Here is a 15,579-nt window from a genome sequence, read left to right as displayed (position 1 = left end):
ACTGCGTGATAAAGCGATCTGATTGAATTGTGAATGAACGAAACGAATTTTTCTCCTATTTGTATATGCCGTTATGTGCTCTATATAAGAAACACGAAAGTTAACGCTTTATTTATAAATTCTCCTCCTATATTACAAGGGGGTGTTCTCACATTTTTCTTGCATTGTTTTAAGCAGTATTAAGGGGTTGTCGTTCCCCAAAATGACTTCTTCTACAGCAATGAATTCACATCCAGTCTTTAAGACTTCATCAAAGGTTGAAAAATCGCTTCCTGCTTGGATAATGGCGGGGGTTTGCATAATTTCTGCCCACCATGTTGCTAACTGGAGATTGCGGGGGTGCGCTTGGGGTTTTTTATCAGCACCGAGTTTTCCAAAGAACAGGTAATCAACACCTGTTTCCGCTGCAAGCATAGCACTATGGCGATTGCGTAAATTGCCAAAGCCTATGATTTTTTGTTCCTTTTGCTGATTTTTGAAGCTTTCAAGAGCGTTAAGATCATCTTCTATGTGCAATCCATCAGCCTTTATGCGTCCAGCAATGCGGCTGTCATCAGCGATGAGAAGGGCTGCGTCATGATGTTGAATATCTTCTGCGTAAGTTTGCGCTTGTTGTTGTAAAAAAGAGCCATCATCTTTCAACTTTTCAGAATCATAGAGGATGACGCATGCAAAAGACTTTGTTTGCAAAATTTGCTGCAAAAATGTGTGTGGGGTGTTGCGCCGAACATCAAGTGTTAAAATCAACTGAGGGAAAAGAGGTGGATCAATTGGTTTATTTTTTTGTTCTGTCATGTCAAATCCCTGTTTCTTAGAAAAAATAACGCTTAAAAATTAAAGTTTCATTCTATTATGCTTATTTGCGATGAAAGTGACTACCATTTTCACGTAATTTAAAGGATTTGTGGGTGTGTGGGAGCCTGCTTATGAGAAATGAAAGTGTTTTTAAGCATAATATGTTGCCTTTTTACTGTGATACACGTATGGACGCTTTTCGTTCTTTTGCCTTTAAAAAACTTTTGCCTTTTAAAAAATAAACGCTTAAAATGAAACTTGACACTTAAAAATTAAAATTTCATCCTGTTCATGCTTGTTGGCAATAAGGGTAAGCACCATTTTTATGGGACTTCAAGGGGGGTGTGACGTGTGGGAGTCCACTGATGAAATACCAAGGTATTCTTGAGCATAATACTCAACCTTTTCGCCGTGATACACGTATTGATGTTTTTCGTTCTTTAGCCTTATTGACGATTTTCATCAACCATATTCCCAGAACGATCTATGAGTCTTTTACTCATAGAAATTTCGGTTTTTCTGATTGTGCAGAAGTGTTTGTTTTGCTTTCAGGGATTGCTCTTGGGTTAAGCTTTCATGGACGGTTACAGCAAAAATCCTTTGCTTTTATTATCCGAAAACTTTGGTACAGAGCTCTGCAGCTCTATGGTGCATATCTTTTTACTACTTTTGTCACGTTAAGTCTTTTTTTTGCTGCCTTTTTATTATGGCGAACAGAAAAACTTTTATCGATGAACAATGTGGGACTCTTTTTTAAAGAGCCTAGTATCGCATTTTTGAGTACCTTAAGCTTTGGGCATCAATTGGGATATAATAATATTCTTCCTCTTTATATCGTTTTGATGTTTTTTGCGCCTTTTATCCTTTATTTGAGTTGTAAGCAGACAAAATGGCTGCTTTTGGGCTCCTTTACACTGTATCTTATCTGCGGATTTTATAAAATTGCTCCTCCTTCTTATCCTTTAAAGGGAAAGTGGTTTTTAAATCCTTTGTCTTGGCAATTCTTATTTGTCATAGGATTGACCAGTACTTTAGCGCTTAAACAAGGAAAAAAAATCGCTTTTCAGTCTTTTTGGATTGTTTGTGCGGCAGCGTATCTCTTGTTGGCACTGTTATGGGTTCGCTTAAACTGGTGGGGCATTTTGGGGTGGCTTGGCTGGTCTTCCCCATTGTTGAACTTTAATAAAACCTTTTTAAGCTTGCCACGTTTACTCCATGTTCTTGCATTAGCCTTTCTCATTCTTTCTTTGCCGTGCATCAATAAATGGTTTTATGTCTCTCAGAAACATCCTTTAGCAATTTTAGGAAAACATAGTTTACCGGTCTTTGTAACGGGAACCATTTTTGCGATGTTTGGACAAATTATAAAAACAGTGATGACAGAAACGTTTTTTTCCGATACCCTCTTAATAATAACGGGTATTGCTTTGCAATTTGGAGTCGCTTATTATTGTGAAAAACGGCAATCTTGGCAGTGGTCATTTTCAAGGAAAATGATCCGTTTATAAAAAACATTCCTATAGTGTTTATTGGGCACGTTAACCTTAGTATAAAAAGTGCGTTGCGCAAAAAAATTAAAAGAGGTAGCAGTTTTAAAAAAAGCGTTCTATACAGCAACAAAAGAAACTTTTTAATACTCTGTTCGTTGAGTGGTATAATTTTGTGCTGATACTTGGAGTATAAAAGCGTGAGTGTACATAAACGTCCATATGATGAACCTATTATCATGATTGAGCATAATGCTTTTGAAAATGCTTTTAATCGTCTCTATGAAGAAACAATGGCGCTGATTGAAGAAACCGCAGCGTATATTGACTCAGAAGGGAAATTAGTAGCACGCTCTCTTTCGGCAGAGGTTTCTGCAGTTTATGCGAAAGAGGCTATGTATTTAAGTACACGACTTATGCAAATTGCTTCTCAACTCCTTCTTCTTCGCGCAGAGCGTGAAGGGGAAATGTCATCAGAACAAATAAAAAAAGAAATTGTAAAAGTGTCACTTCATACACCGACATTGGAACTTGAAACCCCGCATTGGCATGAATTGCCAGAAATTTTTCGCCAATTTGTTTCTCATTCATTGCGTTTAGAAGCGCGGATAACCTATATGCGTGCTGGGTGGGAAACTGCGGCCTCCTGTGCTCTAGAAGATGATAATCCAGTGGGAAAACAAATCGAATTGCTCAAAACAGCCTTTGGGCGTTCTTAGAGGTACTCCCCTTGCTTTGTGCGAAGGGGAAATGTCATCAGAACAAATAAAAAGAAATTGTAAAAGTGTCACTTCATACACTGAGCATTGGAACTTGAAACCCCGCATTGGCATGAATTGCCAGAAGTTTTTCGCCAATTTGTTTCTCATTCATTGCGTTTAGAAGCGCGGATAACCTATATGCGTGCTGGGTGGGAAACTGCGGCCTCCTGTGCTCTAGAAGATGATAATCCAGTGGGAAAACAAATCGAATTGCTCAAAACAGCCTTTGGGCGTTCTTAGAGGTACTCCCTTGCTTTGTGCGAAGGGGAAATGTCATCAGAACAAATAAAAAAAAGAAATTGTAAAAGTGTCACTTCATACACCGAGCATTAGAACTTGAGACCCCTCATTGGCATGAATTGCCAGAAGTTTTTCGCCAATTTGTTTCTCATTCATTGCGTTTAGAAGCGTGCATTTTTTTCATTTAGAGATGCTGCTATAGTTTAAGCACTTTGGTCAATAAGCGGCGGCTTTATCTTGAACGATGATAATCTAGTGGGAAAATAAATCGAATTACTCAAAACAGCTTTTTGGCGTGCTGAGAATAATAGCTCCTTGCTTCTTTCTTGCGATATTTAGAGCAGTATACCCATTTTTTTTTACAACCGAAATTTCACAACTAAAACTAATCTAGAGTGCTTTTTTCTGCCTAATTTCTATTTGAGCGTAGGAAATATCTTGAGCTTATAGCTGAAGGATATAGGTATTGATTGTAAATTATGGCATGGGATGGAGTATGGTTGGTTTTGTGGGAAATCGGCTTTGGTTGATTGCAGCTGGAACACTTTCTGTTGATCTATCGTGTGATTTTGTTTTGGTTATGATAATGATCTGGCTCTAAGATAGAGTAGGGGCTTGTACATCAATTTATTTATGCTCTATAATTTATGCCTATAAAGCTGCTGTAAAGTGTGTGTTATGAGGATGATACACATTGTTACAGTTTTTGGGCTTCTTTTGTTTTGAATGGAAGGTATTTTCCCTCGCGTAAAATAAAATATCCAAAATAAAGTGCCATATAGTGCCATATAATGAATGTCCTATAGGCTCTCTGTGCCCCTATGCAATGTCCCTCTCTATGCAATGTCCCTCTCTACGCAATGTCATTGTGGTGTGATGAGTATATTCAAAAATATTTCTCAGTTCTTATTCACATCCGTTGAGCCTCTCTCATCTTTATGCTTGCAAAGGAGAAAGCCGGCACTATCATCATCTTTGCCAGTCCCCAATGTTGCGGCAGCCTTTGGAACTTGAGACAATTCATTAGAAGCATTATTTTTAGTCCTTTCTTGTACAGTTTCACTCTATACGGCAATCCCACGTTTCATATGTAAGAGAATGGTTTTGATTGCTTCAATATAAACAGATTTGTAATGAGAAAATCTTAGGATATTCGGGATTCTTATGCAACATACAAAATAATTAATTATCTTTATAAATCAACGTGTTGTCTTGTTATGGTAGCGCCATGCTATAATGTAAAAAGTTTTCGCAAAGTGTGTAGCATCTGTTTCATAGCCTCTTTATACTTATGAATGTGCAATCCAGCACTGATCTATTTGCTCGCTTGCGATGTTTAACCGTTATGGCATTGGATATGATATAGAAAGGGAATTTTTATGCTTTAGAGGGTGCTTGCTTGTGGTGTGTGAATGGTTTTGATTGATTTCAGTTATGCTTCATAAAGATGCTGTTCGTTGCGTGTTATAATTGTATAAATTTGGGGGGATGATTATCTTTTTACTGGTTTTGTCTTGGGTTGTTGTTTTCTTTGTGGTCTTGTCTTTATTCACATCTTTATTCACAGGGGGGAAAAGTGTATAGACTGTAGTTTATGGCAGAGACGATTCGTATTATAGGCATTGATCCCGGATTACGGCGTACAGGGTGGGGCGTTATCGATGTTGCGGGTAATCGTCTTCAGTTTATTGCAGCAGGGACGGTTTCTTCTGATGTAAAGTGTGAGCTGGCTTCCAGACTATGTCAGATCCACAAAGGTCTTTCAGAGGTTGTGCATCAATTTATGCCCCATGAAGCCGCTGTAGAACATGTGTTTGTCAACAAAGATGCTACAGCAACTTTAAAACTTGGGCAAGCACGTGCAATTGCACTGCTGGTTCCTGCGCAAGCAAATCTTCCTGTTTTTGAATATGCGCCCAACAAAGTGAAAAAATCGGTTATTGGTGTTGGACATGGGGCTAAAGAACAAATCCATATGATGGTCAAAGTTCTCCTCCCACGGGCTGAATTTGATAGCAGTGATGCGGCTGATGCTCTTGCTCTTGCTCTTTGTCATAGTATGCACCGTAACAGTATTGACCTATCTTATCAGGCAAGGAAGGCGATATGAGTGGGGTGGCAACATGATTGGCAAATTAAAGGGCACTCTTGAACATATCTTTGATGATCATATCCTTCTTGATGTGCACGGTGTGGGTTATGTTGTTTTTGTGTCAAATCGGCTGCGTCCTTCTTTACCCTCTGTTGGGGAGGCGTTAAGCCTTTTTATTGAAACGCATGTTCGGGAAGACGCAATCCGCCTTTTTGGTTTTGCTACAAGAGCTGAACAGGAGTGGTTTTGTCTTCTACAAAATGTTCCTGGAGTAGGGGCAAAGGTTGCTTTGGCAATCTTGGGTACTTTATCGCCAGATGAACTTGCACAGGCTATTGCCTTAAACGATGTTGCGATGATTAGTCGAGCGCCGGGCGTTGGTAAAAAAGTCAGTGAAAGAATTGTGGGTGAGTTGAAAAGTAAAACACTCCCCTTTGAACAAGCGCTCAAGACTGTTTCGGTTTCTCAGCGTGAGATGACCAATCAACCTGCGCATGATGCGCTTTCCGCGTTGATGAAGCTAGGGTTTGAACGGGAGCATGCATCCCGTGCTCTTGCTCTTGCGATGAACGCTCTTGAGGGGGAAACTGTTTCTTCTGCCCTGCTGATCCGCCATAGTCTCAAATTGCTTTCTTCTCCTACTTAAAATCAAGGTAACAATGCATAAAGATGAAGATAAACGCCTTCTGGGTTCCGCCTCCCTTCCTAACGATCCAGATCGTTCCTTAAGACCACAAGTTCTCGATGACTTTATTGGTCAAGAAGCGGCACGGGCTAATTTAAAAATATTTATTGAAGCAGCAAAAACGCGGCAAGAAGCGCTGGATCACGTTTTGTTTGTAGGGCCACCGGGGTTGGGAAAAACAACGCTTTCACAGATTATGGCAAAAGAATTAGGCGTTAATTTTCGCTCTACTTCAGGGCCGGTCATCGCTAAAGCAGGAGATTTAGCCGCTCTCTTGACCAATCTTGAAGAACGTGATGTCTTGTTTATTGATGAAATTCATCGCTTAAATCCGGCGATTGAGGAAATTCTTTATCCAGCCATGGAAGATTATCAACTGGATTTGATCATTGGGGAGGGGCCGGCCGCACGCTCGGTGAAAATTGATCTGGCTAAATTTACTTTGGTAGCGGCAACCACACGTTTGGGGCTTTTGACCACACCGCTGAGAGACCGTTTTGGCATCCCAATTCGTCTCAATTTTTATACGATAGAAGAATTGGAATATATTGTGCAGCGTAATGCGCGGCTTTTTGCCGTCAAGATTAGTGATGATGGTGCCCATGAAATTGCACGCCGAGCACGGGGGACCCCTCGTATTGCCGGACGGCTTTTACGGCGCGTTTGTGATTTTGCTTTGGTTAAACAAGCAAAACAAATTGACCAAAAAATCGCCGATGAAGCGCTTTCGCGCCTTGAGGTCGATCATCTTGGTCTTGATCCGCTTGACCGTCGCTACTTGCTTCTGATTGCGGAAACTTTTTTAGGGGGACCGGTGGGGATTGAAACGATTGCTGCTGCTTTATCAGAACCACGCGATGCCATTGAAGATATTGTTGAACCGTATTTGCTCCAACAAGGTTTTATTCAAAGAACCGCTCGTGGACGCATTCTAACTGAAAAGGCTTGGAGCCATTTAGGGCTTTCTGCTCCAGCTTCTACAACGTCTATACAAAGGCGTTCTCAACTTTCTGATGCTCAAGACAATTCATTACTTCAGACGTCTTTATGGGATGGGGAAGATGACTAAGGCATTTCTTCATTAAAAGAAACTATTTGAACATTTTATAGCAAGGTCATAAAATACAAGAGACGTGCTTCCTTTAACATATTCTGGTCGAAAAAGTTTGGCACTATTGAGGGTTTTTTGCTTTTGCTTTCCACAACTTCAACACAAAAATGTGTTCAATCTTTTGATTGATAAACAATTTGCTATATTAGCTATATTAGATGATTTTATGGGGCATGAAGTCGATGACAGAAATAACACCTTTTAAGAGCAATCATACAAACGCTTTTCATAATTTTCAGGTCCGCGTTTATGTTGCTGATACAGATTTTTCCGGTGTGGTTTATCATGCGCGTTATCTTGAGTTTTTTGAACGAGGACGTTCAGAGTTTTTACGAGATGCCGGTTTTAATAATAAGATGTTAGCAGCAGGGGTTGAGGGAGAAAAACTGTTTTTTGTTGTTCGTCATATGGAAATTAATTTTTCAAGACCAGCTAAAATTGATAATCTTTTAGTCGTTAAAACACGTGTTACTCATATCCAAGGGGCACGCTTTTTTATGGAGCAATCTATTTTGCATGAGATGACCACGTTGGTAACAGCCAAAGTTGAAATTGCTCTGATTAATGAGGAGGCAAAACCGCGACGTTTACCCAAAGAACTTTTTGCAAAAATTCTTGGTTAAAAGTATTATTCATTGAACCAGCAGCTTTAGGAGAGATCGGCAGATATAAAGTAATCTACAATCTAAAACTATACATTTATCATAGCCTAAATGTTTTCCAACAAGGTTACACGATACAGCAAAAGAAAACAGCTCTGCTACAACACTACAATAAATTGAAGATGATATTTCACAAAATTAAACACGCCTCATCCATTTTCTGTTATAAACTCAAGATATTTTCTTTCTTTTGAAGAAAGGTTTGTTGGCATCGGAAAACAGCGAAAAGTACAAAAAAAATAAATAAAAAATGGATTAAGATTTGTTTTTATAAAAATGCACATACCCAGCGCAATATTGCAATAAAGTGATAATAAGCCATTAGGTCGAAAATTGTCTCAAAACACCCAAAGGGTGTTTTTAAGCAATTTGATTTGTTTTTTTATTGGACTGTCATTTGGCATCACAAGAGCACGTGTTTTATCCATTTCTATCTATAATGCATCACTTTATGTGCGCTTCTAAGCGTAGTAAATGAGTGAGAGATCAATGTATACAAAGCAGAAATGCATTCTTGATTTAAAGTTTCAAAAGCATATTATTCTATATAATATATTGACTTAGAAAGATAAATTATCACTTCTCACGGGCACAAACCCTAATAGAGGAATAAAATACTTTGCATTTCAAATCTGTTCATGTTGAAACAATTAAAATCATTTGCTTACACATCATAAGAGAGCAATATAAATCATTGAAAAAATTGTAAAAATGTTTCTTATGTATCATTCTCAATGCAATAACGATCAAATATCGCAAGTGAGCAAAGAGAGCGAAGAAGCTGGTTTTCATGAAGTAAAGACGTGAAAAGGCTTTTTTCATATCACAGAAGCTTTTACGTTATACCATAGTGCCAGAGAGATGATAGGCATTGAAAGAGGCAAATTCACAACACAATGAGATTACATGAGACTTACACTAGATTATATAGGACTTGTAGGGGTGCGTGGGGGAGGCGCATTGTTGTGAGGTGTGGTAGGGTGGTTTAGTGTCGTTTTTTTGCCCGATGGTGTGATCTTATTAAAGAATGAGAGAAACAATAGCCTGAGGCAAAGCATAATTTTTCATGATGATAACATATTTATTTATAATGATAATTCATTGCGTTGCAATTTTTAGATAATTCTGAAACTTGTAAGATTTTTTCTTTTCAAGCTCTATTGCTGCGAATTAATTAAAAACATTTTCTTACATATCACAAGCGGGGTTGATGAGTGGGTACAAAAACACTTAAGAAAGGAATAAAATGCTTCTTATGAATCTTTTCAAGTGCTAAGACTTATTGCAGCATTTTAAGCTTAAAACGCGTATGATGATTTAGCGTTCTTTATCATAAGCGTAAAGATGGTGGTGCATAATAGATTTTATATTATGCATTTTTATATCTTTTATTTTTATAGTATTTATGGAGAAGTTCTTATCGTTATATTTTTCATAAATGCTGTTGTGAAATGAGGAGGGGCCTGCATTGAGGGATGTCTCTCGTCATCACTTTTTAAGGAAATTTAAGAAACAAGTCTTGTTTTAGCGCATGGATTTATGTGAGACTAGAGTTTTTACTTAAATTTAGAAACTATAAAATAATCTGTTTTATAAAACTTTTAAAAATACACCTTTCATTTAGAGGGACAAAAATTATGCCGCATGGTGAACTAACAAATCCGGAAACAATTGGAATGTTGCATTTGTTTATGCAAGCGAGTTGGATCGTGAAAGGTGTTATGATTGGGTTGCTGCTCGCTTCCATCTGGAGTTGGGCAATTATTTTTGATAAAATTTTTACGTATCGGAGAATACGGCGTGAAATAAAGCAGTTTGAACGTACATTTTGGTCCGGCAAAGCGCTAGAAGATCTTTATGCATCATGCAAAAGTCAACGCACCAATAGTATATCCGCAGTTTTTATAGCAGCAATGGTTGAATGGAAAAAATCTCTTGAAAAAGGGACCCATACATCGAAAAGTTTGCAGAGCAGAATTGATAAGGCTATGGATTTGACGCTGGGACGTGAAAGTGAAAAAATAGAATCAAAATTAAGTTTTCTTGCGACACTGGGATCCGCGGGACCCTTTATCGGACTTTTTGGAACAGTTATTGGTATTATGGAGTCTTTTCTTTCTATTTCAGCTTCTCAAAATACATCACTTGCCATTGTCGCGCCGGGGATTGCAGAAGCGCTTTTGGCAACCGCTATTGGTTTGTTTGCAGCAATTCCAGCCGTTATTGCTTATAACAAGTTGACTCATGAAAGTGCGCGCATCATTGCACAAATAGAAAATTTTGCCGATGAATTTTCAACAATTGTATCGCGGCGTATTGATGAAACACGCACAGCACCTTCCTCTTTATAAAAAGGAGCTTATCCATGGGCGTTTCTGTTGCTTCTTCTTCTTCTCGCAAAAATACACGTAGGCGGCATCATTCACGAAGCCAACTGATGAGTGAGATCAATGTCACTCCTTTTGTGGATGTCATGCTGGTCTTGTTGATTATTTTTATGGTCTCTGCTCCCCTTTTAGTGAACGGTGTTCCTCTAGATTTGCCTCGTAGTCAAGCGGGTCCCGTACGAGCTCAAAAGACACCCCTTACGGTTTCACTTGACGCGCAAGGGCGCTTTGCCATTAATCAAGATTATTATGAAACGTCACAGGCCCTGATTGCACACCTGAAAACTCTTCTGGAAGCAGATGCTACACAAAAAGATCAACGGGTTTTTGTGCGGGTTGCTAAAACTGTTGAATATCAGCAGGTATTAAAACTGCTGGCGGATATTCAAAAAGCGGGGTTTTCTCAAGTTGCGTTAGCAAGTCTAGCACAATAAATAATAAGTAATAAAATTGCGCATAACCGGTTGTTTTTAATTTTTTTTTAAAAAGAGCATAGAGTGATTAAAAATGAAAAAATGTAAGGCATAAATAAGGCATAAAGAATGAACAAAGACTCCTATCATAGTATGAAACGAGGCTTGGCTTTATCCCTTGTGGTCCATGTCATTTTTCTCAGTTGGGGAGCCATTCAGTTTACAAGCTCTGTCTCTTTACCACAACCATTGGAAGCAATTCCCATTACTCTTGCTCCTTTAGTGGACGAGTTTTCTTCTCAACAAGGAGCCGTGAAGGCTCCTATCCGTGCTGTCCCTGCCATAAAACCAACTATGCAGCCACAAGAGAAAGAAGATGCACGCCATATTGGAGAGGGACAAATAGATAGTCTTGCACCATTTCAACCAAAGGAAAAGCCGCGTCCTGTTGAAACAGCATCGCCACCATCAAGCGAGAACACATCAGAAACATTTGCACCAGAACTTACAAAACCAGAATTATTAGAAGCAAAAACAGAGGATGCGCCCAAGGTTGCACCTGAGATGCCTTTGGAGGCACCAGAGGATGCACCCAAGGCTGCACCTGAGATGCCTTTGGAGGCACCACCGGAGGATGCGCCCAAGGTTGCACCTGAGATGCCTTTGGAGGCACCAGAGGATGCGCCCAAGGTTGCACCTGAGATGCCTTTGGAGGCACCAGAGGATGCGCCCAAGGTTGCACCTGAGATGCCTTTGGAGGCACCGGAGGATGCGCCCAAGGCTGCACCTGAGATGCCTTTGAGAGTGCCGGAAGATGCCTCTAAGGTTGCGCTCAAGCCTGCGCACAAAAATGAAGAGATGATATCGCCAAAAGAATTGGCTCCAACGGTCCCAAAAGTACCAGCAGAGCAGATTGTTCATCAAGCGCCCAAAATTGTACTTCCAGAAAAATCTCTTCTTCCACAGTTTAAACCAAAGTTTGACGAAAAATCTCCAAGGAAGAATGAGGCTGCATTGAATCAAAATACGCCAAAGCTTAACAAGAAAAAACAAGAGAAACAGACCATTGAAGATATTTTAGCTCTGGAGGAAAATAATTTGCTTAATCGTGCGCGGTCACAAGGAGGGGGGGCAAAACGTTCTCATACACCAGAAGCTTTGGGTGCAAGAAAAAATATTAATGATACCACAAAAATGGCACAAACATTGGTCAATATTGCGGGGGGATGTATTCAACAGAAGCTTAAACTTGTGGCGCTTGGCGGCGATTTAAAAAACCGTCCGGTTGTGCGGTTGCGATTTTATTTAGACCGTGAAGGGATGGTTGTGGGCGACCCTATCATTGATCCCGTAAGCGGCCTTGAGAGTCAACAAGCTATTATGATAAGACAGGTGTATGCTGCTGTCTTTTCATGCCAACCTTATGCAGATCTCCCACGTGATCAATATGATCTATGGGGGCAAGGTTTTGACTTTAATGTTGATCCCCTCCAAGAAATAAGATGATAAACGAGAAAAAAGCGCTTAACGAAAGGACACATTCCATGATGACTATAACGAGACATAAAGTTTTTGCTTGGTTTATTATCACTTGTGGGTTGTGGCTTTCAAGTATTTCATCGGGTTATGCGCAATTGAAAGGAACTATTTCGAGCGCTGATTTTAATCCCATTCCCATTGCAATTACAGACTTTATTTCCAATGATTCGATTGGGTTGAAAATATCTGCTGTGGTGACAGCCGATCTTGAACGGTCGGGGCTTTTTTTACCGCTTGATAAAGCAAATTTTTTTGAAAACATTTCTAATCCTAATAAACAACCGCATTTTGCTTCTTGGCAGAAAATAAAAGCGCAAGGTTTAGTTACTGGGCAAGTCATGAGAGAAATCGATGGACGTTTGAGGGTCGATTTTCGTTTATGGGATGTTTTTGGACAAAGACAATTGAAAGGACGGCGTTTTTATACCGCGACAGAACGTTGGCGGCGTGTGGCACATATGATCGCAGATGAGATCTATAGTGAGATGACAGGAGAAAGTGGTTATTTTGATACACGAATTGTTTTTATCGATGAAACAGGCCCCCAAAATGCACGCATTAAACGCTTAGCAATGATGGATCAAGATGGCGCAAATTTGATTTATATGTCTGATGGAAGTGAATTGGTGCTTACGCCGCGTTTTTCTCCAAAAAGACAAGAAATGACCTATATGGCTTATGAGGACAATCAAGTACCTCATGTTTATCTCCAACAAATTGAAATGGGGCAAAGAGAGTTGATCGGAACGTTTAATAACATGACAATTGCTCCACGTTTTTCTTCTGATGGACAAAAAGTTATCATGAGTTTGTTACAAAATGATGGGAGTGCCAATCTTTACACCATGGATTTACGAACCCGTACGATGACGCGACTTACAACAACTTCTGCTATTGATACTTCTGCTTCTTATTCACCGGATGGAAAACAAATCGTCTTTTCTTCAGATCGTAGTGGAAAGCCGCAAATCTATAAAATGAATGCGGATGGGAGTGATATTCAGCGTATTTCTTCAAACGATGGGAGTTATTCAACACCTATTTGGTCTCCACGGGGTGACTATATCGCCTTTACAAAACAATTAAACGGACAATTTTCTATCGGTGTTATGCGCCCTGATGGACAAGGAGAACGAATTTTAACCACGGGGTTTCACAATGAAGGACCAACTTGGGCCCCTAATGGTCGTGTGCTGATGTTCTTTCGCAAAAATCCCGGTATGGGACCAAAAATTTATACGATTGATATTACGGGTCGCAATGAACGTCAATTACCCACCCCCAATGATGCTTCAGATCCAGCATGGTCGCCTTTGCTCAATATACAATAAAACAAAATGCTTAAAAATAGAATATAGAAGGAATACAGTCTCAAGTTTAAACAATCTCAATAGTTTTTTAATTATTTAAAAGAAGGAATTGATTATAGTGGGCATGGGGAGTTATGTAGGTTTCATCTATCATCTACGGTTGTTGATCGATAATGGAATTTCCTTGGGGGAAAATGCTTAAAAAAATTCAAAACAATACCTTGAAAAAATAGAGCCGAAAATTCTGAGATCTCTAGATTTCAATTTTTTATTCAAAGTGTCGCTATATATATTTTTTTAAACTTCCTCTTCGATTTTGTTTGTGAAGAGTCCTCTTGTCAGGGGGGGCTGTTGCTCTTTGATGTGTTTTATTCAAGTACGCGGTTGTTTTAGGTCTGAATATTGATTGATTGGTAAGAGCAAAAGGACAGATTTTTAAGATAAATGACGTTATTTTAGAAATATACGATGCCATAAAGTTAATGCCATAAAGTCAAAAATTTATCCGCAACAGATTAGAGAGATGTACCGGCTTTTTGTACAATACTTTGCTAAACAATCAGCTCTGGCTTTCCATTTGCTTATTTTTATTCTGTGATGTTGTAAAAACACTGTCCTTTGAAGTGTGGTGATATAGGACGTATAAATAGGACGTATAAACCTCCTTGATATATTCTAAGTGTTTTTAAGTGCGTGGCGAATATTTAGGGGAGTGCATGTTTGTTGAGCCTTAAGTTTCAAGCGAATTCCATGGGTGATTCGTCATAGGAATACGTTAGGAAAATCCCAATTGTTTAGAGGCTAGATCATTTTCATCACTTGAGAGCGGAGAGGAGGTTCATCTTAAAGAACAAAAAGATCAAATAAAGAGGGGATATAGGGATAATTTTGGGGGCATGTAAGAAAGGCGTGAGGCTACAGAGTTTTGTATGCTTTCTTTTTTTTTGGTTATGTTTTCTGAAATTAATTGCGGTTTTTTTGTTGCACTGACAGCCTTTCCCCGCTATTGACGCGGGGCTTTTATATGTGCGGATAAAGAGGAGAGGTGACAGATGCTTTTGAAGCCCTCATGAATGAAGAGAGGGCTTATGCAAATGATGGGAATTATACAGACAATTTTGCCAAAATCTCATCACTGACATCAAAATTGGCATAAACATTTTGCACATCATCATCTTCTTCTAATGTTGAAATCAGCCGTAAAACGGACAAAGCTTTTTCTTCATCTATTGGTGCAAGGGTGGTGGCTTTCCAAATCGTTTTAATCGATTCTGCTTCACCAAGTTTTGCTTCAAGTGTTTTGGAAACTTCACCAATATCTTCAAATGCGCAGGTAATATGATGTCCGGTTTCTTCTGATTGCACATCTTCGGCACCGGCTTCAATTGCTGCATCCATGATGTTATCGGCTGTCCCTGCTTCTGGCTTATAGATTATTTCACCAATCCGATTAAACATGAAACTGACCGATCCTGTTTCCCCTAAGGCACCTCCTGATTTTGTGAAGGCGGCGCGCACATTTGAAGCGGTGCGGTTGCGGTTATCGGTTAAAGCTTCAACAATGACGGCAACGCCACCTGGTCCATAGCCCTCATAGCGTACTTCATCATAATTTTCGACATCGGCGCCTGACGCTTTTTTAATCGCGCGTTCAATATTATCTTTCGGCATCGATTGTGCTTTGGCATTTTGAACAGCCAGCCTTAAACGTGGATTCATGGCTGGATCAGGAGCACCTTGTTTTGCTGCTACGGTAATTTCGCGTGCAAGTTTAGAAAATATTTTCGAGCGCATTGCATCTTGACGCCCTTTACGGTGCATAATATTTTTAAATTGTGAATGGCCTGCCATAGTTTTCCTTCCTATTTGAGGGCTTTCTTTCCAGTTGGATACTCTTTAGAATTTAAGGCGATAAAGCACGCATCCCACCAGAATAAATGTGCCACAGCATGAGGTGAAATAATCGAATAAACCCTTTATAAGAAAATTCATCTTAAAGGTAAAGACACCTTAGTTGAGGATCATTACAAGAGAGATCTCTTGTCGTTGAGCAAAAATAACGCTATAACAGAATGTAATCTCATAGCAAAATGGTTT

General features: G+C 39.4%; 13 protein-coding genes and 1 pseudogene. 12 read left to right on the top strand and 2 right to left on the bottom strand.

What is annotated here, in order from left to right; all coding sequences use genetic code 11:
• Positions 1-132: 132 nt before the first annotated feature.
• Positions 133-795, bottom strand: coding sequence for a thiamine phosphate synthase (locus tag PVV63_RS02385; protein ID WP_273790472.1), 663 nt, complete (start codon positions 793-795; stop codon positions 133-135).
• Positions 796-1,160: 365 nt separating this feature from the next.
• On the opposite strand from PVV63_RS02385, the gene PVV63_RS02380 reads away from it, so the two are divergent.
• From PVV63_RS02380 to tolB, 12 genes and pseudogenes are all read left to right on the top strand, one after another.
• The gene (locus PVV63_RS02380) at positions 1,161-2,303 is read left to right on the top strand and encodes an OpgC family protein (protein ID WP_273790471.1); all 1,143 of its coding nucleotides are present in this window, start codon (positions 1,161-1,163) and stop codon (positions 2,301-2,303) included.
• A 179-nt stretch (positions 2,304-2,482) separates the two neighbouring features.
• Complete coding sequence (locus PVV63_RS02375; RefSeq protein WP_273790470.1) at positions 2,483-3,001, top strand: DUF1465 family protein; 519 nt, start codon at positions 2,483-2,485, stop codon at positions 2,999-3,001.
• Between the two features lie 22 nt (positions 3,002-3,023).
• Positions 3,024-3,283, top strand: a pseudogene (locus PVV63_RS02370) (DUF1465 family protein); the annotation flags it as partial.
• Positions 3,284-3,749: 466 nt separating this feature from the next.
• Positions 3,750-3,884, top strand: a complete 135-nt coding sequence (locus tag PVV63_RS02360; RefSeq protein WP_273790469.1) for a hypothetical protein — start codon at positions 3,750-3,752, stop codon at positions 3,882-3,884.
• Positions 3,885-4,877: 993 nt separating this feature from the next.
• The gene (gene ruvC, locus PVV63_RS02355) at positions 4,878-5,393 is read left to right on the top strand and encodes a crossover junction endodeoxyribonuclease RuvC (RefSeq protein WP_273790468.1); all 516 of its coding nucleotides are present in this window, start codon (positions 4,878-4,880) and stop codon (positions 5,391-5,393) included.
• Between the two features lie 13 nt (positions 5,394-5,406).
• Positions 5,407-6,021: a Holliday junction branch migration protein RuvA gene (ruvA, locus tag PVV63_RS02350; RefSeq protein ID WP_273790467.1), complete on the top strand. Its 615-nt coding sequence runs from the start codon at positions 5,407-5,409 to the stop codon at positions 6,019-6,021.
• A 13-nt stretch (positions 6,022-6,034) separates the two neighbouring features.
• Entirely contained in the window at positions 6,035-7,129 is a 1,095-nt protein-coding gene (gene ruvB / locus PVV63_RS02345; RefSeq protein WP_273790466.1) for a Holliday junction branch migration DNA helicase RuvB, read from the top strand.
• 224 nt (positions 7,130-7,353) lie between these two features.
• On the top strand, positions 7,354-7,794 hold the full coding sequence (ybgC, locus tag PVV63_RS02340) for a tol-pal system-associated acyl-CoA thioesterase (protein ID WP_273790465.1): 441 nt from the start codon (positions 7,354-7,356) through the stop codon (positions 7,792-7,794).
• A gap of 1,676 nt (positions 7,795-9,470) precedes the next feature.
• Positions 9,471-10,184 (top strand): protein TolQ, encoded by a 714-nt coding sequence (gene tolQ / locus PVV63_RS02335; RefSeq protein WP_273790464.1) that lies wholly within the window; start codon positions 9,471-9,473, stop codon positions 10,182-10,184.
• Between the two features lie 14 nt (positions 10,185-10,198).
• Positions 10,199-10,654 (top strand): protein TolR, encoded by a 456-nt coding sequence (gene tolR / locus PVV63_RS02330; protein ID WP_273790463.1) that lies wholly within the window; start codon positions 10,199-10,201, stop codon positions 10,652-10,654.
• Between the two features lie 108 nt (positions 10,655-10,762).
• The gene (locus tag PVV63_RS02325) at positions 10,763-12,139 is read left to right on the top strand and encodes a cell envelope biogenesis protein TolA (protein WP_273790462.1); all 1,377 of its coding nucleotides are present in this window, start codon (positions 10,763-10,765) and stop codon (positions 12,137-12,139) included.
• 38 nt (positions 12,140-12,177) lie between these two features.
• On the top strand, positions 12,178-13,503 hold the full coding sequence (gene tolB / locus PVV63_RS02320) for a Tol-Pal system beta propeller repeat protein TolB (RefSeq protein WP_404977279.1): 1,326 nt from the start codon (positions 12,178-12,180) through the stop codon (positions 13,501-13,503).
• Positions 13,504-14,586: 1,083 nt separating this feature from the next.
• On the opposite strand, the gene PVV63_RS02315 is transcribed toward tolB, so the two are convergent.
• Positions 14,587-15,333, bottom strand: a complete 747-nt coding sequence (locus PVV63_RS02315; protein ID WP_254492472.1) for a YebC/PmpR family DNA-binding transcriptional regulator — start codon at positions 15,331-15,333, stop codon at positions 14,587-14,589.
• Positions 15,334-15,579 lie beyond the last annotated feature (246 nt).

The sequence above is a fragment of the Bartonella sp. CM31XJBT genome (genome assembly GCF_028618555.1).
In the GTDB taxonomy this organism is placed as follows: Bacteria; Pseudomonadota; Alphaproteobacteria; order Rhizobiales; family Rhizobiaceae; genus Bartonella.
This window is presented reverse-complemented; position numbering and strand designations above follow the sequence as displayed.

Coding starts and splice junctions, on each gene's coding strand:
- PVV63_RS02385 (WP_273790472.1), bottom strand. CDS start 795: ATGACAGAACAAAAAAATAAACCAATTGATCCACCTCTTTTCCCTCAG.
- PVV63_RS02380 (WP_273790471.1), top strand. CDS start 1,161: ATGAAATACCAAGGTATTCTTGAGCATAATACTCAACCTTTTCGCCGT.
- ruvC (WP_273790468.1), top strand. CDS start 4,878: ATGGCAGAGACGATTCGTATTATAGGCATTGATCCCGGATTACGGCGT.
- ruvA (WP_273790467.1), top strand. CDS start 5,407: ATGATTGGCAAATTAAAGGGCACTCTTGAACATATCTTTGATGATCAT.
- ruvB (WP_273790466.1), top strand. CDS start 6,035: ATGCATAAAGATGAAGATAAACGCCTTCTGGGTTCCGCCTCCCTTCCT.
- ybgC (WP_273790465.1), top strand. CDS start 7,354: ATGACAGAAATAACACCTTTTAAGAGCAATCATACAAACGCTTTTCAT.
- tolQ (WP_273790464.1), top strand. CDS start 9,471: ATGCCGCATGGTGAACTAACAAATCCGGAAACAATTGGAATGTTGCAT.
- tolR (WP_273790463.1), top strand. CDS start 10,199: ATGGGCGTTTCTGTTGCTTCTTCTTCTTCTCGCAAAAATACACGTAGG.
- PVV63_RS02325 (WP_273790462.1), top strand. CDS start 10,763: ATGAACAAAGACTCCTATCATAGTATGAAACGAGGCTTGGCTTTATCC.
- tolB (WP_404977279.1), top strand. CDS start 12,178: ATGATGACTATAACGAGACATAAAGTTTTTGCTTGGTTTATTATCACT.
- PVV63_RS02315 (WP_254492472.1), bottom strand. CDS start 15,333: ATGGCAGGCCATTCACAATTTAAAAATATTATGCACCGTAAAGGGCGT.